Raw genomic sequence first — 22042 nt, forward strand, 5'->3', positions numbered from 1 at the left:
AACGGAGTACCCATGCATCGCCGTCCTGACGACGTGCCGACCATGCTGTTCGGCTGGGGCTCGATCAAGTGGCACGTGACGCCCGGCACCGTGCCGGGCGCCTCGTCCACGTTCGGCGAGGTCGTGATCAACCCGGGCCAGGGGCACGACCGCCACCAGCATCCCTTCTCCGACGAGGTGCTCTACATCATCGAAGGGGAGGGACGGCAGACGGCCGGCGACGGGCCCGAGTTCGCGGTCACGGCCGGGGACGCCGTCTACATCCCCATGGGGACGCTGCACTCGACGTTCAACACCGGGTGGCGCCCCATGCGGATCATCGCCACGTACACGCCGGGCGGCGCCGAGGAGGCGCTGCGCGAGCTGCCCGACTTCCTGGAGTTGGCGCCCGGCGAGCATCCCACCTGGGAGGCCGTCAAGCCGGGGTGACCGGGGGCGTCCCGTGGGTGTGGAAGGAGGCGATCGTCCTCAGGCCCCATGCCTGGCCCTTGGCGCGCTCGGCCTCCGTCCACGTGACGGTCCGCCAGTCGGGGGCCAGGATGAGCCTGGCCAGCGGGTGCGCGCCGCCGATGCCGTCGATCTGGCGCGGGCCGGGGCTGCCGAGGACGCGCAGGAGCAGGTCGTCGCGCTCGGCCGGGTCGTCGGGGAGGTCGTCGGCCAGGAAGTACGCGCCCTTCGAGGTGCCGCCGCGCGTCAGCATGCAGCGCACACCGTCATCGGTCACCGTCGTACTCCTCGTAGGTGATGCCCAGCCCGGGCAGGCGCTCGCGCAGGCCGTACCGGTCGAGGCCGAGCTCCCCCTTCAGGAACGCCGCGCGCGTGGCGGCCTCCTTCTCCGCGCGGGCGGCGGACGCGGCGACGGCCCGGTCGAGGTCCTCGCGCGGGCAGACGAGCACGCCGTCGTCGTCGGCGAGGATCGTGTCACCCGGCCTGACGAGCTGCCCGCCGATCGTGATCGGCACGTTCACCGCGCCGGGGGTCGCCTTCACGGTGCCCTGCGCGCTGACGGCCGCGCTCCAGGCGGGAAAGCCCATGGCGCGCAGCTCGGCCACGTCGCGCACGCCCGCGTCGATCACCACGCCGCGCACCCCGCGATGGCGCAGCGCGGTCGCGAACAGCTCGCCGAACATGCCGTCCGTGGACGGCGACGTCGTGGTGACGATCAGGATGTCGCCCTCGCGGCACTGCTCGACCGCGACGTGGATCATCAGGTTGTCGCCCGGCCAGGACAGCACGGTGACCGCGTTCCCGCCGATCCTGGCGCCCGGCCAGGCGGGGCGCAGGCCGGGGCCGAGGTAGCCGGTGCGGCCGAGGGCCTCGTGCACGGTCGCGACGCCGTACGCGGCCAGGGTGTCGATACGGCCGAGGTCGGCGCGCGGGATGCCGGTGACGACCACGTTCCTCACGACAGCACGTCCGTGACCTGCGGGTACAGCCGCATGTACGCCTCGCCCATCGTGTCGTGCGCGAGGCCGAGGTTCGGGCCCGCGTTGCGCCTGAGCTGCACGCCGCGGCGCTTGGCCAGGTCGGTGTAGTAGTCCCACATGTGCTGCTGGGCCGGCAGGCACTCCATCGCCTTGCGCTTCCTGCCGAACACGGGGGTGATGTCGAGCAGCACCTCCGGCTTGAAGCCGCACTGCTCGGGCTGGTGCGGCTCGAAGAAGAACACCGGGGGCGCGCCGAGCGGCTCGCCGGGCGCCTCGTAGCCGATGGCCTGCGCCAGCACCCGCGCCTGCAGGGCCATGCGGGCCGCGGCCGGGTGATCCCCGTTGTACGGGTCGGCCAGCGGGTGCGTCAGCACCACGTCGGGCACCACGTCGCGGTAGACCCGGACCAGCCGGTCCACCAGCTCCTGGCTCTCCACCAGGGGGTAGTCGCCCGCGTCGAGGAACTCGATCTCGGCGCCCAGCTCCGCCGCGGCGTTCTCCGCCTCCTCGCGCCTGATCGCCTTGATCTCCTCCAGCGTCCTGCCCGCGCGCCACGCCTTCGCGGACTCGCCGCGCTCGCCGTAGCTGAGGCACACCACCTTGGCGCGCTCGCCGCGGCTCGTGGCGAGGGCTATCGCGCCGCCCGCGCGCCAGACGAAGTCACCCGCGTGGGCGCTGATCACCAACAGGGTACGAGAAGAGGTCACCCCGCTGACGCTAGGAGCGTGCCCATCAGATTGTCAACGCTTTCATTGCCAATGTCGCTTCTGAGGTGAGTTAGGTGGCGACGTCATGAAATATCGCACAATATTGTCAACGATAAGGGCCTCGACGAGAGGATGGCGGCATGGAGACACCCCGGGTGGCGCTGCTCGGCTTCGGCGAGGTCGGTCATGTTCTCGCCGCTGGACTGGCGGGAAGGGTACCGCTGCGCGTGTACGACCCCGCGTATCCGCCGGACGGGCCGCCGGGCGGGCCGATGGACGGGCCGATGGACGGGCCGATGGACGGGGAGACGCGCCTGCCTGACGCGTGCGAGCTGGTGGCGTGCAACGCCGACGCCGTGCGCATGGCGGACCTCGTCATCGCGGTGACCACCGGCGCCGACAGCCTCACCGCCTGCGAGCAGTCCCGTCCGCACCTCGCGCCAGGAACGCTCTACGCCGACCTGTCCACCGGCGCGCCCGGCGACAAGCGGCGGCTCGCCGAGCTGCTGGAGCCGGCCGGGGCGGCGCTCGTGGACGGCGCGATCATGGCCCCGATCCCGCTGCGCGGCCTGGCGACCCCCATCCTGGCCAGCGGGCCCGAGGCCGGCCGCTTCGCCGCCGTCGCGGGCGGTCTCGGCATGTCCGTGACGCCGATCGGCGGCTCGCCCGGGGACGCCGCCGCCAGGAAGCTGCTGCGCAGCGTGCTGGTCAAGGGCCTGAGCGCGCTGGTCATCGAGTCGCAGCGCGCGGCGGAGGAGGCCGGGCTGGGGGAGTGGTTCTGGGGGCATCTGCTGGAGACGGTCACGGCGGCCGACGAGGAGTTCGTGGTGCGGCTGCTCAAGGGCGCGGGGCAGCACGGCGTACGGCGGGTGCACGAGATGGAGGCCGCCGTGCGCATGCTGGAGTCGCTCGGCGTGCCGGACACCATGACGCGGGCCACGGCCGCCACTCTCGACGAGGTCACCCGTACCGGCGTCCCGCCCGTCCCCGGCCCGTCGTGAAAGGTCAGTCGGGGGTGGCCTCCAGCGCCTTGGCGACGCTGCGCAGGTGCTGCTGCATGGCCGTCTGGGCCGCCTCCGGGTCGCGGGCCACGATGGCCGCCACGATCAGCTCGTGCTGCGGCAGCGACACCGCCGCCCGCCCCGGCTGCCGCGCCAGCCGGAACTTGTGCCGCACCACCTGCGCCCCCAGCCGCTCGATGATGGCCGCGGACGTACGGTGCCCGGCGATCCGGCGCACCTCGGCATGCAGCACGGCGTTCAGCTCGGAATACCGGTCCAGGTCGTTGCGCTCCACAGCCACCCGCATGCCGGCGACGATCTCGCGGAGCCGCGCGGCCTGCTCGGGCGTGACCCGCTCGGCGGCCTTGGCGGCCGACAGGCCCTCCAGCACCATCCGCACCTCGATGATCTCGATGGCCTCCGCCTTCGAGATCGCCCGGACGCGGGCGCCCTTGTTGCGTAGGATCTCGACGAGCCCCTCCCCGGCGAGCTCCTTGAACGTCTCGCGCACGGCGGCGCGCGGCGCGCCGAACTGCTCGCACACGTCCGCCTCGACCAGCCGTTGGTTGGGCACGAAGTCCCCGCCGAGTATGGCCGCCCTGACCCGGTCGGTCAGCGTTTCCGCGCGCGGGGGCCCTGAGCTCACGCGAACCTCCTCCGTGTCTTGGTAGACAATATTATGGACAATCTCTCCCGGATGGTGCGCATCCTCACCCGCCAGGCGCTTTGATCATTTGCCCCGAGTCTGTCGGTGGCCTCCGGTAAGTTCCCGAAGCAATTGATCAGCCGGCCGCACGGGCGCGGGCACTTCCGCCTGCGCCGACGAGCCGGCGGGGCGGGAGGTTCTGAGGTCGTGGACGCGGACAAAACCGCGTGGGAGCAGCGCAGCGTGGTCCGGGTGGTATCACCCGTAGAGCCGCGCAAGCTCGCCAAGGTGCCCTTCGTCGAGCTGGCCGACGGCCGGCTGCAGGGGGTCGTGTCGAGCGGATCCGACATCGAGCGGGTCTACGTCTCGTCGATCACCGCGGGCACCCACGCGCTGAGCTGCAGCACCAACAACAACCGGCCGTGCGGCGCGCTGCACGGCTACGCGTGCAAACACATCCGCCTGCTGGCCGACGAGGCCGTCGTCCAGTACGGGCTGGACCGGGTGGCCCGCTACCTGCGGGTCGAGGTGCCCGAGGGCGGCCACCTGATGCACGAGATCAAGGGGCACGTCGAGCGCACCCCGGCGGCCGTCGTGTTCAGCCGGTTCCTGCGCCACCTGGCCTACCTGGAGGTGCCCGACAGCACCGAGCCGCTGGCCGAGCTGCACTGGTTCCCGGCGACGGGGGCGGTGCGCTGATGCCGATCACGTACGTGTCAGACAAGGCGGTGTGCTGATGCTCGACGCACAGCTGAGCGAGCTGCTCGGCGACGAACCCGCGGGGGCCGGCGAGGCGCTCGACTTGGTGGCGGGGTTCGACGACGCGCTCACCCACGGGCTGGCCAGGCTCGGCGAGGAGCCGGCCGCGGCGCTGGCCGCCATGGCGGGCGCGCTGGCCGGCAGCCCCATCGGCGAGCGGGTCGGCGAGGCCGTGGAGAAGGTGGCCGCCGGGTCCGTCGCCGACGAGCACCTCGCGGCGCTGGCCGGCGGCCGGGCCGCGCTGTTCGGCGCGGTGCACGACGCGCTGCTCGCCCGGCTCGACGCGGCCCTGGGCCGCACGCGCGCCGCCTGGGAGCCCGCCGAGGGCAAGCCGGAGGCGCCCGGCAACCTGCTGGCCGGCTGCCGGATCTGGCTGCGCGAGCTGGCCATCGTCGGCTGGCGCGGCGTCGACCACGACCTGGTCTCCGCGGCCGACCAGACCATCGAGGCGCTGCTGGCGGTGCCCGAGCTGCGCGGGCTGGCGGTGCTGCTCGACGGGCTGGCGACGGAGCTTCGGGCGTCCAGCCCGGTGGCCACCATGGACCGGCTGCCCGCCCGCAGGTGGGCCGACCTGTGGACGCGGGCCATGCTGCTGTCCCAGCACGGGCCGTGGCACGGCGGCGGTGCCGAGCAGGTGTCGGGCCGGCTGCTGATCCTGGGCGCCGACGTGCACGAGCACGCCACCGTCGTACGCGTCCAGATCCACGCGATCCTGGAGCGGAGCGGCGCGCCCAGCAGGCTCGTCCGCACCGGCGTGGCCGCCGCCAAGGTCGACACCATCGTCGGCCCGACCGTGTGGCGGCTGTTCGCCGGCCACCCCGTGCTGCTGGCCGCGCTGGCCGGGCACCGCAGCCTGGAGATCGCGGACATGCCGCTGCTGCCCGGCGGCGACCTGGTGTGGCACGACGACCGGGCGCGCGCCGGGGAGGAGGCCGACCCGTTCGCGATCGCGCGGGTGCAGCTCGCCGCAGCGACGCCGCCGGCGGTGACGCCGCTCGACCGGCACCCCGTACGCATCGCCGAGCCCGTCTTCGTCGAGGGTTACAAGACCGACGGCCGGACGATCAAACTCGGCGGCGCCGAGCTGGCGCTCGACCTCGACCGGCTGCCGTCCGCGGGCCCGCTCACCCCGGCGCTGGTCAAGGCGTCCACGGCCTGCATCGGGGTGGTGCGCTGGGACGGCGGGCAGTGGTCGCTGCAACCGCTCGCCGTGCAGGCGTCGGTGAAGAAGCAGCCGGTCGCCGCGCACAACGGCGACTGGGCGCTCGGCCCCACCGATCCCAAGGTGGCCAAGGCCGAGAGCAAGAACGGCGACGTGGTCGCCGTGCTGCGCGAGCGGGCGGGACGGCTGCTGCGGAAATGACCGACATGACCACAGAGACGACCGGGCAGAGCGCCGGGACTGCCGGGCAGAGCGCCGACGAGACCCGGCGCCAGGTGCTCTACTGGCGCCTGATGTCCCGGCTGTTCGGCACCGACGAGCAGCCCTCGCTGGAGAACGCCAGCCTCGGCATCGTCGGTGACCTCGGCCTGCCGCTCACCCTGCTCGACCCCGCGGTGTCGGTCGACAACCTGGTGCAGCGCTTCCCCGAGCTGGCCGCCGAGTTCGACGGCCTGATGGCCGAGAAGGAGCACGAGGCGGGCGACGAGGTGCGCCGCGCGGCCCTGGTCTCCAAGCTGCTGCTCAACGTGTTCGCGACGGGCTCGGGCAACGTCTCCGCCGCCCAGCTCGAGAGCTGGAAGCAGGACGCCGCCTGGTTCGAGCGCGGCATGGGCTGCGAGCCGGGCGGGCTGCGCCACAGCCAGGGCAACGAGGAGCTGGCCAAGGTCCTCGCCGGCCTGGAGGGCGACCTGATCAAGCGCATGCACCTGCGCGAGGTGCTCGCCGACCCGGCCCTGGCCGCGCGGCTCACGCCCAGCATGTCGCTCATCGAGCAGCTCCTGCGCGACAAGTCCAACCTGTCGGGCGTCGCGCTGGCCAACGCCAAGGCGCTGATCCGCAAGTACGTGGACGAGGTCGCCGAGGTGCTGCGCACGCAGGTGGAGAAGACCAGCGCCGGCGTCATCGACCGTTCGGTGCCGCCCAAGCGGGTCTTCCGCAACCTCGACATCCAGCGCACCATCTGGAAGAACCTCACCAACTGGAACGCCGAGGACCAGCGGCTGTACGTGGACCGGCTCTACTACAAGCAGACCGCCCACCGCACGACGCCGGCCAGGCTCATCGTGGTCGTCGACCAGTCGGGCTCGATGACGGACTCGATGGTCAACTGCACCATCCTGGCCTCCATCTTCGCGGGCCTGCCGAAGGTGGACGTGCACCTGATCGCGTACGACACCCGGGCCATCGACCTGACGCCCTGGGTGCACGACCCGTTCGAGGTGCTGATGCGGACGAACCTCGGCGGCGGCAACAACGGGCCGGTGGCGATGGCCATGGCCCGCCCCAAGATCAGCGATCCGCGCAACACCGTGATGGTGTGGATCTCCGACTTCTACGAGTTCGGCGCCTCCCAGCCGCTCTACGAGGGCATCGAGGCCGTTTACCGCTCGGGCGTGAAGTTCATCCCCGTCGGCTCGGTCAACAGCTCGGGCGTGCAGAGCGTCGATCCGTGGTTCCGCAAGAAATTCAAGGACCTGGGCACCCCGGTGATCTCGGGCCACATCCACAAGCTCGTCTTCGAGCTCAAGAACTTCCTCACTTAGGAGACCCGCGAAATGAGTGACGACATGCTGCGCGCCCCCGCAGAGGTGAAGTACGCGGAGGAGCTCGACTACCTGGAGTCGATCGACGACTCCCCCAAGCCGTTCTCGTGGCGGCTCAGCCCGCGCATGATCCGGGTGTTCATCCTCGGCTCCGAGCGCTCCGACGGCATCGAGCGGGAGATCCCGCAGAAGTGGTTCGGCGACCGCAGCTTCGTCGAGCGCAGCATCGTGACCCTGGCCTCCGACCGGGGCCTGCTGCTGATCGGCGACCCGGGCACCGGCAAGAGCTGGCTGGCCGAGCTGCTGGCCGCCGCGATCTGCCGCAACTCGACCCTCGTGGTGCAGGGCACGGCGGGCACCACCGAAGACCACATCAAGTACTCGTGGAACGTCTCCATGGTCATCGCCAAGGGGCAGTCCCGCCAGTCGATGATCCCCTCGCCGATCATGACGGCGATGGAGCGCGGCGTGATCGGCCGCTTCGAGGAGCTGACCCGCTCCACCAGCGACGTGCAGGACGCGCTCATCTCGATCCTGTCGGAGAAGTACGTCTCCATCCCCGAGCTCGACGACGACAACATCGTCTTCGCCCAGCCCGGCTTCTCCATCATCGCCACCGCCAACAGCCGCGACCGGGGCGTCAACGACCTGTCCTCGGCGCTCAAGCGGCGCTTCAACTTCGTCCGCATCCCGGTCGTGACGAACAAGAAGAGCGAGGCGGAGATCGTCCGCTTCCGTACCGAGGAGCTGCTGCGCAGGCATCGGATCGAGCTGGACCTGCCGCCCACGCTGCTCGACATCCTGCTGCAGAGCTTCGCCGACCTGCGCTCGGCGGCGGCCTCGGCCACCAGCGACGACGAGAAGCTGGAGTCGGCGCTGTCCACGGCCGAGCAGATCGGCGTGCTGGAGGACGCCATCCTGCACAGCCACTTCTTCGGCGACCAGGTGCTGCGCGCCCAGACGCTGGCCTCGTCGCTGGTCGGCTCGCTGGCCCGGCGCAGCCCCGAGGACCTGGCCATCCTCAACAAGTACTGGCACGGCGTGGTCGAGCCCCGCAGCAAGAAGGACGGCGGGCAGTGGCCGGAGTTCCTCGAGGGCGGCCGCGAGGCCATCTCGACCCTGTCATGAACGGTCCCTTTGGCGCGCTGCGCGAGCAGCTCCTCGACGCCGCCGAGCAGTTCGCCGGCAGCCCCGTCGCCGTGTCCGGCATTTTGTCGGGCCTCGTGGACGACGTGGACCGGGCGCTGCGCGAGGAGCTGGAGATCTTCCCGGTCTGCCACCACTCGCCGGCCTCCGCGCTGGCGATGGTGCGCAGGTTGCGCGAGAAGCAGCCGAAGGTCATCTACCTGGAGCTGTGCGAGGACCTCCAGCCGCTGCTGACCGAGCTGCGCAACTGCCGGCTGCCGGTGGCGCTGCAGGCGTTCGCGACCGACCTCGACGGCTTCCCCAAGGAGTCGGCGCCGCTCAGCGTGGTGGCGCCGATCACGGAGGCGTCGGCCGAGTACCAGGCCATCTCGTACGCGCTGGAGACCCCCGGCGTCGAGCTGGTGCTGGTGGACCGCTCGACCGACCACGTCTTCCAGTGGGAGCCCAAGGAGGAGCCGGCCGGCCCTCCGGCCGCCAAGGAGGAGGGGGCCGGGCTGCACGGCGACGCGGTCGGCGTCGAGATCGGCGACCTGCGCCCCCGCTTCGCCGAGCTGGAGGAGCACCTGCTGCACCACGGCAAGGTGCGCCACTGGTCGGAGTGGTGGGACCAGTACGTCGAGCAGCCCCTGTCCGGCGCAGACTACGACACCTACCGCCAGGTCATGGTGCTGATCGGCAGCCTGTTCCGCCGCCTGCGCCCCGACGACGACCGCCGGGTGGCCGTGGACGAGGACCGCGAGCGCTACATGTGGACCAGGATGCGCGAGCACCTGGCCGCGTCCGGCGCCGACCCCGCCGACTGCCTGTACGTGTGCGGCGCCTTCCACGCCGCCAGCCGCGTCGAGCAGTTCGGCCTGAGGTCCACGGCCCCCTTCGAGATCAGCCCGCGCACGGGCACGAAATGGCTGTACGGCCTCATCCCGTCCAGCCACTCGGCCATCGAGGCGCAGTTCGGGCTGGCCTCGGGCTCGGTGTCGATCGCGGCGGCGACCTGGACCAAGGCGCTCACGCGAAACAGGCTGACCCCGTTCCAGCTCGAAGGGCAGAAGGGCGCACGCAAGCGCGCGGCCAAGCTGCCCGCGCCCGCTCCCCGGGCGGACGTGGCCGACAAGCTGACCGGGTTCCTGTCCAGGCCGCCCGCGCTCGACCCGCTCGACGACGCCGAGCTGGTCGGCTGGTCGGTGGACATCGTCCGGCTGGCCCGCCGCAACGGCTACCTGGCCAGCACGGCCGACGCGATCGCGGTCTACGAGACCTCGATCCTGCTGGCGGGCATGCGCAACCGCGCCAGGCCCACCCCGTACGACTTCCAGGACGCCGCCGTCACGTGCATCGAGAAGGACGCCGTGCCGGGCAGGCGCGACATCCGGCGGCTGTGCGAGATCCTGCTCGGCGGCGACCGCGTCGGCGAGGTCGGCTACGACGCGCTGCCGCCGCTGGCCAGGAACGTCTACGACCGGCTCAAGCCGCTCGGCCTGGACCTGGAGAAGCGGACCATCCAGCGGGCGCTGCTCGACCTGAACGCCGAGCCGGACCTGGTGCCCTGCTCCGACCTGCTGTGGATGCTGCGGTACCTGCTGCCGTCCGACGCGGTGCGGCCCATCATGGGCGAGCGCAGGCTGGGCGAGCGCTCCATCCAGGAGAGCTGGGACCTGGCGTTCGGCAAGTACCAGCGCTCGATCATCGAGCTCGGCTACGAGGGCGTCACCATCGAGCAGGTGCTGGAGCAGCGGCTGCGGCGCTCGGTGCACGACCCCAAGGCCACGGCGGCGGTCGCACTGGCGGCGGTGGAGGACTCGATCCTGTTCCTCGGCAGCCGGCGCTTCGCCGACGAGCTGGGGGCGCGGGCGGTGGAGCTGCTCGCCGCCGAGCGCACCGTGGACGACGCGCCCGAGGTGCTGCGCCGCATCCGGCGGCTGCTCGCCTACTACCGGGCGAACGAGCCCGAGCTGCCCGCCTGGTGCGAGTCGTTCGTGACGGCCGGGTACGCGCACTACTGCACGCTGCTGCCGACGGCCTTCGTGGACGACGACACGGGCGTGCGGCAGGTGGCGGCCATGCTGGGCTTCCTGTTCACGATGGAGAGCCTGGCGCTGGCGCTCGGCTGCGACCGGGCCCAGCTCGAGCTGGCGGTGCAGCAGTCGCATCCGGAGGCGCCCGGCAAGGTGGCGCTGCTGTGGGCGGCCCACCACCAGCTCGGGCTCCTGCCGATCGCCGACCTGCGGGCCCACTGCGACGAGCTGCTGGCCAACCCGCTGGTCGTCCCGTCGTTCCCGCACTACATCATGGGGTTCGTGCAGGCCATGGAGCCCGCTCCCGGGCTGTCGGGGTTCGTGGTGGAGGTGATCTCGAAGGCGTTCGGGCGGCTGCCCGACAACGTGCTGCTGCCGTGGCTGCCCAAGCTGATCACCACGCTGCGGGACGGGGCGGCGGAGCTGATGCCGGTGCTGATCCGGGAGGCGGGGCGCACGTTCCCCGGCTCGCTGACGGCCGTCGACTCGTGGGTGCCGCCGTGGACGGCCCGCCCCAAGCCCGCCGCCGCGTCGGCGCCGGTGGTATCGGGGCCGGTGGCGTCGCTGCTCGCCGCCCATCCGGACGCGTGCGACGCGGTGGCGGGGCTGCTCGGGTGCGAGGGCGGGTGGCGCGTGGCCGGCGCCGTGGCGGACGAGCACCAGGAGGTGAGCGCGCTGCTGGCGGAGCACCCCGAGCCGGTGCTCGCGGTGGCGGGCCTCCTGCTCTGAGGGGTCACCATCGGCCGGGTCACGTACCCCGTGGCCCGGCCGGTGGATCAGGCTGCCCGGTCAGGGTCTCGCAGCCCACCCACAGAGTCATCGCCCGTACACGAACCGAGTTTGATGACGTTCCAAAACGGTGGTTTGGGACAAAGTGCTGAACAACCGGTTGATCTTGGCTCATCCTTGCCGTGCAAGGTGGCTCCGCCGTCTCGGAGCCGCACGGGAACCAAGGGAGTTTCATGGTCAACCGATATCGGACGCTGCTGACGGCGGTGACGGCCCTCGCCACGCTGGGGACCGCCGCCGTCGCCCCCTCGCAGGCGTCCGCGGTCGCGCCGGTCACCGCGACGTTCGCCGCCGCCGAGGACGTGTTCGTCAGCCAGGCCGAGCCGGCCAAGAGCTTCGCCACCGCGACGTGGCTGAGCGTCTGCGGCTCCGGCTGCGGCAGCACGACGGCGGGGCAGCGGGCGGCACTGGTCCGCTTCAAGGTCACCGGCATCCCGGAGGACGCCGAGGACGTCCAGGTCACGCTCGACGTGATCTCGGCCAGGACGACCGACACCACCGTCTCCGTCCGCCCCGTCACGGGCGCCTGGACGGAGGCCGCCACCACCTGGAACACCCGGCCCGGGCTCGGCGAGGCGGCCCTCGACTCGCACACCGGCTTCACCACGGGCACGACGGCCAAGCTGGACGTCTCGGCGGCGGTCGGGGGCGACGGCACCTACGCCTTCGCCCTCACGGGGACGTCCGACACCGCGACGGTCCTGATGTCCTCGCGGGAGACCGGCGACCGGGGGCCGAAGCTCACGATCACCTACACCGAGGGCACGGGCGAGGAGCAGACCGACGGGCCGCTGCCCTTCACCCTGCCGGGAACGGCGGCGCTGCGGGCCTCCGGCAAGAAGGTGTTCGCGCACTACTTCACGCCGTATCCGATCTCGCTGGACAACGCCGCTCCCGAAAACGATTACTACGCCCGGAACTACCTCAAGCCCGAGGGGGAGAGCGGCAAGCACGCCGCGTACGGCGGCCTGCTGCGCGATCGGCCGCCGGGACGCTCGCCGATCACCGGTGACTACGCGCTGGCCGACCTCAAGACCGAGGTGAAGCAGGCCATCGCGGCCGGGCTGGACGGCTTCACCGTCGACATCCTCTCCGTGACCAGCGCCCACTGGACGCGCGTGCAGAACCTCGTCAAGGCCGCCGAGGCGGTCGACCCCGGCTTCAAGATCGTGCTCATGCCGGACATGAACGGGCTGGTCTCGGTCGACAGCGCCGCCCTGGCCGCCGCGATGGCCAAGCTCGCCGCGTCGAAGTCGGTCTACCGGCTCGCCGACGACCGCCTCGTCGTGGCGCCCTTCAAGGCCGAGGGCCGCACCGCCGCCTGGTGGTCGTCGTGGATGAAGACCATGGAGACCACGCACGGCATCAAGGTCGCCCTGGTGCCCTGCTTCCTCGACTTCAACAAGAACCGGGAGGCGTTCGCCTCGATCAGCTACGGCTTCGCGAACTGGGGCGGCCGGAACCCGGCGGCCAACGCCAACCTGACCGCCAACATCACCACCGCGCACGGCATGGGCAAGATCTGGATGCAGCCGGTGTCGATCCAGGACGAGCGCCCCAACCAGGGCATCTTCGACGAGGCAGGCAACACCGAGAACCTTCGGGCCTCCTGGAAGGGCGCCATCGACGGCAAGGCGGACTGGGTCCAGCTCACCACCTGGAACGACTACTCGGAGAACACGCAGTTCGCGCCGTCGCGCAATGCCGGGTGGACGTACCTGGACATCAACGCCTACTACCTGACCTGCTACAAGCTCGGCTGCCCGAAGATCACCAACGACTCGGCCTACCTCACGCACCGGATCCAGCCGGTGGCGGCGGTGCCGTCGTACGCGCAGACCAAGCTGATGAAGCTGCGCAGCGGCAGCACGGCGGCCCGCGACACGGTCGAGGTGCTCAGCATGCTCACCGCGGCGGCCAAGGTGTCGGTCACGATCGGGGGCACGACGCAGACCTACGACGCGCCCGCCGGGGTGTCCGCCAGGACGCTCCCGCTGAAGGCCGGCGCCGTGTCCGCGACCGTGTCCAGGAGCTCGGCCACGGTCGCGAAGGTCGTCTCGCCGTACCCGGTCACCGCGACGCCGTACGTGCAGGACCTGCACTACCGGGCGGCGTCGAGCGAGCGCTGACGGAGCGGGCTGCCCTACCGGGCGGCGTCGAGCGAGCGCCGGCGGAGTGGGCCGGTCCTCGGACGGACTGAGGACCGGCTCATGGCGGGGGTCCCGCACCGGCGGCTGGCCGCCGTCAGCCGAACACGCGTGCCAGCCGGGGAATCCGCCGCACCACGAGCCAGTCCACCAGCAGCACCGCCACCATGGTCAGCCCCGCCAGCGGGAACAGCACCCCCAGCACCGCCATCACGGCGATCACCCCGTACGTCGTGCGCCGGTCCGTGGTGCGGGCCGGGGCGCCGGCGCGGCCTCGGGGGCGGCGCTTCCACCACATCCACGCGCCGGTGACCACCAGCGTGATGATGGTCAGGCAGGCTCCCAGCATCACGATCAGGTTCGCGGTGCCGTACCGGCGGCCCTCGTGGAGGGCGACGCCCTGCTCGACGGCCTTGGCCAGCACGCCGTACTCGGCCCAGCCGTAGGAGACCAGCACCCGGCCGCTGTACTGGTCGACGTGGAGCGTCTGCGCGGACGACGGGTCGCGGCGCGGGTCGGTCACGATCGTGTAGACCCCTTGGGGGCCGTCCGGTAGCAGGACCTTGAGGTCGCACTCGGCCGGCGGGCACGACCGGATCGCGGGCCTCGCGGCGGCCAGGGCGTTCTCGATGGGCAGGGCGCCGGGCTGGAGGACGCCGTGCGCGGTGCCGTGCCCGGCGTGCCCGTCCTGGGAGGGCGGGACGGGGAGGCGTTCGGCCGCCCAGGGGACCTTGGCGTCCGGGTTGGTGGACAGGTCGCCGGACAGAGGCGGGTTTGAGGTGTGCGGGTAGTCGTCGGCGCTGGGGTAGGTGGAGCCCGTACCGGCCTGGAGGCGTTGCAGGCCGTCACCCCACACGCCCGACCACGGCAGGCCGGACAGGACGAGGAAGACGACCACCGCACCTCCGCCGAGCCCCGTCAGGATGTGCAGCCGCCGCAGCCGCCCGCGTCCTGGGCGGGTCGGCTTCCTGCGGGTACGCCGTCCGCGCCACCACAGGTACGTGCCGGTGGCGATGAGGATCAGGGCCCAGCAGGCGGCGGTCTCCACGACGCGGTCGCCGGCCGTGCCGGACATGAGCTCGCCGTGGATCGTACGGACGACGCGCATGAACGTGGCACCGTCGTCGATCTGCCCGACCACGGTGGCCGTGCCCGGATCCACGTACACGGAGATGCCCTGCGCCCAGGGGCCCGTGTCGGCGCCCTGGAGGATGACGCGGGTCGTGCGGTCGGGGGAGGTGGGCGGGATGACGGACATGACCGCAGCGCCCGGTCGTGCCTGCTGGGCCGCGGCGATCTGCTCCGACAGGGGGCGGGCCGTGGCGGCGGGCTGGGCGAGCGTGCGGACGTCCTGGTAGCGCCACTCCTCGAACGGCTCCTTGAAGAGGTAGACGGCGCCGGTGACGGCCAGGACGAGCAGCACCGGGGCGACGAAGAGGCCGGCGTAGAAGTGCCAGCGCCACACGGCGCGGTAGCGCTGGGACGAGGAGGACGACGAGGCCCTCGCGGGGGCGGGGAGGGTTGCTTCCGGGCGCGTTTCGACAGAGGTCATGGGGGGCTCCGTTCCGGAGGTGCGTGTATGCACGAGGACAGGCGCGTGCCCGCCGCACGAGAAGCGAACAGGCGCGTGTCTCGCGAACCCGCGAACAGGCGCGTGCCGCAGAGACTGCGAACAGGCGCGTGCCGCGCGAAGGCGGACAGCGAACGGGCGCGTGTCACGAGGTCACGGGCTGTCCCGTGCAGGGCATGGGAAGGTCGGGCGTGACCGGGGCGGGCGCGCTCGCGTGCCACGCCGCGCCGGTCACCTGGGTCGCGGCTGCGAACCGCGAACGGCCGAGAAGTCGATTCCCTGGCACCTACCGGGGCGGCCCCCGCCGGCACAGAGCCCAGGCCAGCACCTGGGCGGTCAGGACACCGCCGGCTCCCGCGCACACCGTCGCCGGCAGCCGGCGGGGGAGCGTGGCGGAGGGCGGAGTGTCGCGGGCGGCCAGCAGAACCCACAGGTCGTGGAACGAGCAGGCCAGCAACCGCAGCAGCGTGGCCAGCGCCGTCTCGCCGCGATCCAGCCACCACGCCGAGACGGCGGCCACCAGGACATGCGCCAGCAACATCCCCATCCCGCCGTAGAGGCCGCCACCATGGTGGTCGGGCGGGCCCAGGGAGTGGTGATGGGTGGTGACCGTGGTGAACGGGGCGGTGACCGTGGTGAGCAGGCCGGTGAGGGAGCCGGCGCCGCCGGTGAAGAGCTGGTGCATGCCGTACTGGGCGGCGAACGAGGCGGCGAGCAGCGTCCCCGGGGATCGTCGCCGCCGGGCCAGCACGAACGCGCCCGCACCCGTCGCGACCGTGGCCGCGACCACCGTGCCCAGGCCGGCGATCGGCCCTCCGGCCAGCACGTGCATCCCGAGGGCGGCGAGCACGCACACGACCGCGAACACCGCCGCCCGCAGCCCGCGCAGGCCGGGCCGCCCGGCCTGCGCGGTGTCCCTGCTGCCGGTGCCGCATCCTTTCCGGTCGGGGTTCATGCGCGATCACCGCTCACATGGACGGATACGCCGGCCCGGCGTGCGGGGTTCAACGGACGCGAGAGAAGTTCGCGCCCGCTCACGAAACCGCTAGCCGCGGCTGTAGACCACCCGCGGCGGCTTGCCCCTGAAGAGCTGACTGACGGTGACGAACCGGTAGCCGCGCTTGGACAGGCTCTTCAGCACCCGCGGGATGGCCCGCACGGTCGAGGGGTGGATGTCGTGGAACAGGATGACGCTGCCCGGACGTACCGACTTGATGGCCTTGCGGGCCACCCTGGCGCTGTTGCGGAACCGCCAGTCCAGGGTGTCCACGCTCCACATGACCACCGGCCGCTTGGCCTGCCGCCGCACGGTCGCGTTGAACGCCCCGTACGGCGGGCGGACGAGCTCCGGCCTGATCCCGATGGCCCTCTTGATCGCCTTGTCGGTACGGGCGAACTGCGAGCGCACCGACGCGGCCGGCAGCTTCGTCAGGTCCGGGTGCGACCAGGTGTGGCTGCCGATCTCGTGCCCCGCCGCGTACGTCCTGCGCACGATCCCCGGGTAGGCGGCGACGTTCTGCCCGACGACGAAGAACGTGGCCCGCGCCCGGTAGGCCGCCAGGCTCCGCAGCAGCGCGTCCGTGTACCTGCCTGGGCCGTCGTCGAAGGTGAGCGCCACGCACTTGACGCGCCGGCAGTTCACCGGTTTGGCATCGGCGGCGGCGCGGGCGCTCGCGGATAAGGCCGCCTCGGCGGTCGAAGCGGTGGAAGCGGTGGAAGCGGTGGAAGTGGCCGCCGTGGTCGCCGTGGTCGCCGCCGCCGCGGTGGAAGTGGCCGCCACCGTCGCGGAAGTGGCCGCCGCCGTGGCGGCCTCGGCTGCTTCCGCGGTGGTGACGAGCGTGCCCGCGCCCCCCAGCCCCGCCGTCAGTACGACCGCGGCGATCGCCCCCGCGGTCCCCCGTCTCGCGCCGGCCGGCCCAGGCCGGCGCGACGTCGCGCCGATGTCCATGAATCCCCCTGTACGAGCACCGCCCCCGGTGCATGTCCCCTGAAGGACGACCCCCGCCAGGCAGGCCAGGATCGTTCCAAAGGGTTGGACTAGCGTCGTCCGCTCCTGGTTCGCACCGGAATGCGAACCGGATGACAGGGATTCAGGCGTGCCCGACCGAGCGCAGCCCCGCCAGCGCGGCCTCGGCGAACGCGCCCACCACCTCCCCGCCCTGCACGGGCGGCCACACGGCGGAGGTGGACCAGGTCAGCCGGGGCTCGTCGATCGGCCGCCACACCAGGCCGGCCGGCAGCTCGTCGTACGGCTCCTCGTTGAGGTGCGCCCCCAGCCCCGACATGACCAGGCCGTGGACGAAGTGCGGGTTGCGGGCGTGCCGGATCGCGCTGGGCAGGTAGCCGTTTGTCGCGGCACGCCTCCAGCACGTGGTCGTAGAGCTGCGGCGCCATCTGCTTGGGGAAGATCACCAGGGGCGAGCCGTCGAGCGTGCGCAGGCGTACCACGTCCTGCTGGGCCGCCCGGTGACCGGCGGGGAGCACCACGCCCAGCCGCCGGTGCACGACCTCGCTGGACTCCAGCCCCACCGTGTCGCAGGGGTGGCGCACCAGCCCCGCGTCCAGCTCCTCGGCGCGCAGCTTGGCGAGCTGGCTGGCCGTGGTGAGCTCGTGCAGCTCCAGCAGCACGTCGGGGACGCGCTCGGTGCATCCTTCGGCCGGTAGGCGACCGCCTCGGCCGCAACCGGATGCTGGCCCTGACCCTGCTCACCATGAGCGGCGCCACGTTCCTCATCGGGATCCTGCCCACCTACGCCTCCTGGGGCATGGCCGCGCCGATCCTGCTGTTCCTGCTGCGCTGCGCCCAGGGCTTCTCCACCGGCGAGTACACGGGCGCGTCGGCGTTCATCGTCGAGTACGCGCCCGTGTTCCGGTCGCTGGAGCAGCACGACGAGGTGGAGCCGGCGCCGCTGCGCGAGGCCGTGCGGCGCTGCGGGCGGCAGATCGCCACGCTGTTCGGCTACAGCATCACCAACCCCGCCAAGGTGCGGGCCAGCGGCTACACCGCCGCGTACGCGCTGTTCGGCGGCACCGCGCCGTTCGTCGCGACGGGGCTGGTGCCGGCGTCGGGCAGCGCGATCGCGCCGGCCTTCTACATGATCGTGATCGCGGTGGTGTCGCTGGTCGTGGTGCTGACGTCGTTCAGGGAGACGCGGGGGCTTCGCCTGGAGCGCGGCGTGGACGCCACCGTTCCCGCCGCGCGGGGGTGACGCTCGCGCGGGGGTGACGCTCGCGCGGGGGTGACAGGCACGCGGGGGCGGACGGTCACCACGAAAGGCCCGGACACCGCCCCGCTACCGGCGCTCCCGGCTACCGGTTCCAGGAACGCTGCAACGCGTCCTGGAGCCGGCGCTTGGGCGGGGGCGGCACGTCGCCGTAGTCCGCCGGCGGCAGCTCGGCCCGCGCGGCGGGCACCAGCACCGCCGTCTCCTCCTCGTCGGCAGGCCGCTCCACCTCGGTGTAACCGCCCTCGGCCCCGCGCACGATCACCCCGGTCTCCACGCCGTGCTCGACCGTGTGCCGGTCGCGGGCCTGCAACCCCAGGCAGATCCGCCGCGTGACGACGAACCCCAGCACCGGCCCCGCCACGACCAGGACCCGGAAGATCCACGTCGTCGCGTACAGCGAGATGTGGAAGGTGGTGGCGATCACGTCGTTGCCGCCGGCCGCCCACAGCACCCCGTAGTACACGACCCCGGCCACCCCGAGCCCGGCCCGCACCGGCACGTCGCGCGGCCGGTCGAGCAGGTGGTGCACGGCCCGGTCACGCGTCACCCACCGTTCCACGAACGGGTACACCGCCAGCCCGGTGAACAGCAGCCCGGGCGCCACCAGCGCCGGGATCACCACGCTCATGCTCACCGTCTGGCCGAACACCGTGAACTCCCACGGCGGCATGATCCGCAGCATGCCCTCCATGAACCCCATGTACCAGTCCGGCTGGGAGCCCGCGCTGACGTGACCCGGCACGTACGGCCCGTACAACCAGATCGGGTTGATCTGGAACAGGGTGGCCAGCAGCGCCACCACCCCGGTCACCCACAGGAAGAACACCGTCGTCTTGGCCAGGAACGTCGGGAAGAACGGCGCCCCGCGCACCACCCGCTCGTTCAGCCCCTTGGCCCGGAACTGCGTGTGCGTCTGCCGCCAGGTCAGCACCACCGCGTGCAGCGGGATGAGCAGGAGCAGGATGGCGGGGATGAGCAGCACGTGGATGCTGTAGAGCCGGGGGATGACGTCCTGGCCGGGGAACTCGCCGCCGAACAGGAACATCGCCAGGTACGTGCCCACCAGCGGGATCGAGATCGTGATGCCGTGCAGGATCCGCAGCCCCGCCCCGGACAGCAGGTCGTCCGGCAGCGAGTAGCCGAACAATCCGTTGAACATCACCAGCACGAACAGCAGCACGCCGATCAGCCAGTTCAGGTCGCGCGGCTTGCGGAAGGCGCCGGTGAAGAAGTTGCGCAGGGCGTGCACCACGATGGCGGCCAGGAAGATCAGCGTCGCCCAGTGGTGCATCTGCCGCATCAGCAGCCCGCCGCGCACCTCGAAGGTGATCTCCAGCGACGAGGCGTACGCCTCGCTCATCATGACGCCGCGCAGCGGCACGTACGCCCCGTCGTAGACGACCTCCCGCATGCTCGGCTTGAAGAAGAGCGTGAGGAAGACGCCTGTCAGAAGGATCACCACGAAGGCGTACAGGGCGATCTCCCCGAGCAGGAACGTCCAGTGGTCGGGAAAGATCTTCCGCATCGCCTTCTTCAGGAACCCGGCGCCGCCGACCCGGTCGTCCAGCGCCCTGGCCAGTGAGCTGCCCTGCATTGCCACCCCGCATACGGCTCGGTTGTCTCGTCAGAACCAAGACGTCGCAGGGCGGCGAATTGTGACACTCATCGGCCGACGGATTTCGGCAGGGGGTCGGCGATCACCGCCCTCTCCTCCTCCGTCAGCGGCCGCTCGACCTCGGTGTACTCGCCGCCGGGCCCGCGCACGATCAGGCCGGTCTCCACGCCGTGCTCGACCAGGTGCCGGTCGCGGGCCTGCAACCCCAGGCAGAGCCGCCGCGTGACCTCGAACGCCACCACCGGGCCCAGCAGCAGCGCGACCCGGAAGATCCACGTCGTCGCGTACAGCGAGATGTGGAAGTTGGCGGCGATCACATCGTTGCCGCCGGCCGTCCAGAGCACCCCGTAGTAGACGATCCCCGCGATCCCGATCCCCGTCCGCCTCGGCACGTCGCGCGGCCGGTCGAGCAGGTTGTGCACGGCGCGGTCACGGGTGATCCACCGTTCCATGAACGGGTACAGCGCCAGCCCGGTGAACAGCAGCCCGGGCGCCACCAGCGCGGGGATGAGCACGCTCATGGTCACGGTGTGGCCGAACACGGTGAACTCCCACGGCGGCATGAGCCGCAGCGCGCCCTCCAGGAACCCCATGTACCAGTCGGGCTGCGAGCCGGCGCTGACCGTGCTGGGCACGTACGGCCCGTACAGCCAGATCGGGTTGATCTGGAAGACGGTGGCCAGCAGCGCGACCACCCCCGCCACCCACAGCAGGTAGGCCGCCGTCTTCGCGATGAACGCGGGGAAGAACGGCGCCCCGCTCACCTGGTGGTTGCGCACCCCCTTCTCCCGGAACTGCGTGTGCGTCTGCCGCCAGGTCAGCACCACCGCGTGCAGCGGGATGAGCAGGAGCAGCAGGCCGGGGACGAGCAGCACGTGCAGGCTGTAGAGCCGGGGGATGATGTCCTGGCCGGGGAACTCGCCGCCGAACAGGAACATCGCCAGGTACGTCCCCACCAGCGGCACCGAGACCAGCACCCCGTGCAGGATCCGCAGCCCGGCCCCGGACAGCAGGTCGTCGGGCAGCGAGTAGCCGAACAGCCCGTTGAGCATGACCAGGCCGAACAGGGCCACGCCGATCAGCCAGTTCAGCTCGCGCGGCTTGCGGAAGGATCCGGTGAAGAAGTTGCGCAGCAGGTGCACCACGATCCCGCCGAGGAAGATCAGCGTGGACCAGTGGTGCATCTGCCGCATCAGCAGGCCGCCGCGCACGTCGAAGCTGATCTCCAGGGAGGAGGCGTACGCCTCGCTCATCGTGACGCCGCGCAGCGGCACGTACGCCCCGTCGTAGACGACCTCCTTCATGCCGGGCTTGAAGAAGAACGTCAGGAAGACGCCGGTGACCAGCACGACCACGAACGCGTACAGGGCGATCTCGCCCAGCAGGAACGACCAGTGGTTGTTGAAGGCCTTGCGCATCGCCCGGTCCAGGAACCGGGCGCCGCCGACCCGCTCGTCCAGCGCCCTGATCAGTGAGCTCGCCTTCATCGTCACCCCGCACCTGGCTCGGTTGCCTCGTCGCAAGAGGGACCGGGCAGGGGTGGCGAGTCGTGACACTCACCGGCCGGGGAACGTCAGGCGAAGCGCTCCACGGTGACGGGGATGGGGCCCTGCTCGCGTACGGCCTGCCGGTGGTGGTGCAGCAGCGCCCCGAGGGCCGTGATCGGGCCGGAGCCCAGGCGCGCGGTCACGTCCACGCACCAGGCGATGCCCGCGCCGATCCGGCGCAGCTCCCAGCTGAAGCCGTGGCCGCCGGCGCTGGCGGAGGCCGTGCCGACCACGCGCGAGTCGCCGGTGGGCTCCAGGCGCAGCGCCGTGCTCGCGTTCGCCAGCCCGGTCTCGCCCAGCTCGCCGGCGAACAGGATGCGGTAGCGGCGCGCCTTGGCGGAGCCGTTGCCCAGGTGGAGCGGGGCCGTGGTGGGCAGCGGGCGGCGCTCCTGGAAGAGCGTGCGCAGCCCGGCCTCCTCCGGCAGCCCGCCGCCGCCGAGCAGCTTGAAGGCCCGGACCGCCTCCTGCCTGCTCACCGGTTTCACCCGCGAGCGCAGCGCGGTGTCGGCTCGGATGGCCCGGCTCAGCTCGGCCGAGGCGGACCAGGCCCTGATCTCCGCCACCCACTCGGCGCCGTCGATGCCGGCCGCCGTGTAGTCGTCGCACAGGACGAACTCCTCCACCAGGAGCCCTGCGGGCGATCGATCGCCCGCCGTCGCGGAGATCAGGTAGTAGTCCACCGGCCCATGATTGTGGGCGGCGGAACGCCAGATCAAGATCATCGCAACGCGCCGCGCCGCCGT

The 22042-nt window shown here is 71.8% G+C and carries 20 protein-coding genes and 1 pseudogene; 9 read left to right on the forward strand and 12 right to left on the reverse strand.

The window, feature by feature from the left end; translation table 11 throughout:
* The first annotated feature begins 12 nt into the window (after positions 1-12).
* Positions 13-429: a cupin domain-containing protein gene (locus AB0I79_RS12930; RefSeq protein WP_357871182.1), complete on the forward strand. Its 417-nt coding sequence runs from the start codon at positions 13-15 to the stop codon at positions 427-429.
* On the opposite strand, the gene AB0I79_RS12935 is transcribed toward AB0I79_RS12930, so the two are convergent.
* From AB0I79_RS12935 to AB0I79_RS12945, 3 genes are read right to left on the reverse strand one after another with little or no spacing between them, the layout of a single operon-like run.
* Complete coding sequence (locus tag AB0I79_RS12935) at positions 416-724, reverse strand: PrpF domain-containing protein (RefSeq protein WP_357871185.1); 309 nt, start codon at positions 722-724, stop codon at positions 416-418. The genes AB0I79_RS12930 and AB0I79_RS12935 overlap by 14 nt on opposite strands.
* Positions 714-1406, reverse strand: coding sequence for a 4-carboxy-4-hydroxy-2-oxoadipate aldolase/oxaloacetate decarboxylase (locus tag AB0I79_RS12940; protein WP_357871189.1), 693 nt, complete (start codon positions 1404-1406; stop codon positions 714-716). Before AB0I79_RS12940 ends, AB0I79_RS12935 begins: the two co-directional genes overlap by 11 nt.
* Positions 1403-2134, reverse strand: coding sequence for a PIG-L deacetylase family protein (locus tag AB0I79_RS12945; RefSeq protein WP_357871192.1), 732 nt, complete (start codon positions 2132-2134; stop codon positions 1403-1405). The genes AB0I79_RS12940 and AB0I79_RS12945 overlap by 4 nt, the downstream gene beginning before the upstream one ends.
* A 140-nt stretch (positions 2135-2274) precedes the next feature.
* On the opposite strand from AB0I79_RS12945, the gene AB0I79_RS12950 reads away from it, so the two are divergent.
* Complete coding sequence (locus AB0I79_RS12950; RefSeq protein WP_357871195.1) at positions 2275-3135, forward strand: DUF1932 domain-containing protein; 861 nt, start codon at positions 2275-2277, stop codon at positions 3133-3135.
* A 4-nt stretch (positions 3136-3139) separates the two neighbouring features.
* Here the strand turns inward: AB0I79_RS12950 and AB0I79_RS12955 are convergent, their stop codons facing one another.
* Entirely contained in the window at positions 3140-3781 is a 642-nt protein-coding gene (locus tag AB0I79_RS12955; protein ID WP_357871198.1) for a GntR family transcriptional regulator, read from the reverse strand.
* Between the two features lie 207 nt (positions 3782-3988).
* Here AB0I79_RS12955 and AB0I79_RS12960 point away from each other — a divergent pair, with 207 nt between their 5' ends.
* From AB0I79_RS12960 to AB0I79_RS12985, 6 genes are all read left to right on the forward strand, one after another.
* Complete coding sequence (locus AB0I79_RS12960; RefSeq protein WP_357871201.1) at positions 3989-4480, forward strand: hypothetical protein; 492 nt, start codon at positions 3989-3991, stop codon at positions 4478-4480.
* 37 nt (positions 4481-4517) lie between these two features.
* Positions 4518-5903, forward strand: a complete 1386-nt coding sequence (locus AB0I79_RS12965) for a hypothetical protein (RefSeq protein WP_357871204.1) — start codon at positions 4518-4520, stop codon at positions 5901-5903.
* Between the two features lie 5 nt (positions 5904-5908).
* Positions 5909-7246 (forward strand): VWA domain-containing protein, encoded by a 1338-nt coding sequence (locus tag AB0I79_RS12970; RefSeq protein ID WP_357871207.1) that lies wholly within the window; start codon positions 5909-5911, stop codon positions 7244-7246.
* Between the two features lie 12 nt (positions 7247-7258).
* Positions 7259-8374 carry an AAA family ATPase gene (locus AB0I79_RS12975; protein WP_357871209.1) on the forward strand — a complete coding sequence of 372 codons (1116 nt, stop codon included), beginning with the start codon at positions 7259-7261 and terminating at the stop codon, positions 8372-8374.
* The gene (locus tag AB0I79_RS12980; RefSeq protein WP_357871212.1) at positions 8371-11133 is read left to right on the forward strand and encodes a DUF5682 family protein; all 2763 of its coding nucleotides are present in this window, start codon (positions 8371-8373) and stop codon (positions 11131-11133) included. The genes AB0I79_RS12975 and AB0I79_RS12980 overlap by 4 nt, the downstream gene beginning before the upstream one ends.
* A 233-nt stretch (positions 11134-11366) precedes the next feature.
* On the forward strand, positions 11367-13322 hold the full coding sequence (locus AB0I79_RS12985) for an endo-1,3-alpha-glucanase family glycosylhydrolase (RefSeq protein ID WP_357871215.1): 1956 nt from the start codon (positions 11367-11369) through the stop codon (positions 13320-13322).
* Positions 13323-13437: 115 nt separating this feature from the next.
* Here AB0I79_RS12985 and AB0I79_RS12990 read toward each other — a convergent pair whose 3' ends face one another.
* From AB0I79_RS12990 to AB0I79_RS13010, 5 genes and pseudogenes are all read right to left on the reverse strand, one after another.
* Positions 13438-14892 carry a PepSY domain-containing protein gene (locus AB0I79_RS12990; RefSeq protein WP_357871218.1) on the reverse strand — a complete coding sequence of 485 codons (1455 nt, stop codon included), beginning with the start codon at positions 14890-14892 and terminating at the stop codon, positions 13438-13440.
* Between the two features lie 304 nt (positions 14893-15196).
* Positions 15197-15865 (reverse strand): hypothetical protein, encoded by a 669-nt coding sequence (locus AB0I79_RS12995; protein ID WP_357871221.1) that lies wholly within the window; start codon positions 15863-15865, stop codon positions 15197-15199.
* A 90-nt stretch (positions 15866-15955) separates the two neighbouring features.
* Complete coding sequence (locus AB0I79_RS13000) at positions 15956-16858, reverse strand: polysaccharide deacetylase family protein (RefSeq protein ID WP_357871224.1); 903 nt, start codon at positions 16856-16858, stop codon at positions 15956-15958.
* 142 nt (positions 16859-17000) lie between these two features.
* Complete coding sequence (locus AB0I79_RS13005) at positions 17001-17195, reverse strand: hypothetical protein (protein WP_357871660.1); 195 nt, start codon at positions 17193-17195, stop codon at positions 17001-17003.
* A 103-nt stretch (positions 17196-17298) separates the two neighbouring features.
* Positions 17299-17538 (reverse strand): annotated as a pseudogene (locus AB0I79_RS13010) (LysR substrate-binding domain-containing protein); the annotation flags it as partial.
* A gap of 83 nt (positions 17539-17621) precedes the next feature.
* On the opposite strand from AB0I79_RS13010, the gene AB0I79_RS13015 reads away from it, so the two are divergent.
* Positions 17622-18119, forward strand: a complete 498-nt coding sequence (locus tag AB0I79_RS13015; RefSeq protein WP_357871226.1) for a hypothetical protein — start codon at positions 17622-17624, stop codon at positions 18117-18119.
* A gap of 100 nt (positions 18120-18219) precedes the next feature.
* On the opposite strand, the gene AB0I79_RS13020 is transcribed toward AB0I79_RS13015, so the two are convergent.
* The 3 genes from AB0I79_RS13020 to AB0I79_RS13030 form a co-directional block, all read right to left on the reverse strand.
* The gene (locus AB0I79_RS13020) at positions 18220-19731 is read right to left on the reverse strand and encodes a ubiquinol-cytochrome c reductase cytochrome b subunit (RefSeq protein ID WP_357871229.1); all 1512 of its coding nucleotides are present in this window, start codon (positions 19729-19731) and stop codon (positions 18220-18222) included.
* A gap of 68 nt (positions 19732-19799) precedes the next feature.
* Complete coding sequence (locus AB0I79_RS13025) at positions 19800-21239, reverse strand: cytochrome b N-terminal domain-containing protein (protein ID WP_357871232.1); 1440 nt, start codon at positions 21237-21239, stop codon at positions 19800-19802.
* A gap of 86 nt (positions 21240-21325) precedes the next feature.
* Positions 21326-21979, reverse strand: coding sequence for a hypothetical protein (locus AB0I79_RS13030; protein WP_357871235.1), 654 nt, complete (start codon positions 21977-21979; stop codon positions 21326-21328).
* Between the last annotated feature and the right edge of the window lie 63 nt (positions 21980-22042).

The sequence above is a fragment of the Nonomuraea sp. NPDC050202 genome, from assembly GCF_040656115.1.
GTDB lineage: Bacteria > Actinomycetota > Actinomycetes > Streptosporangiales > Streptosporangiaceae > Nonomuraea.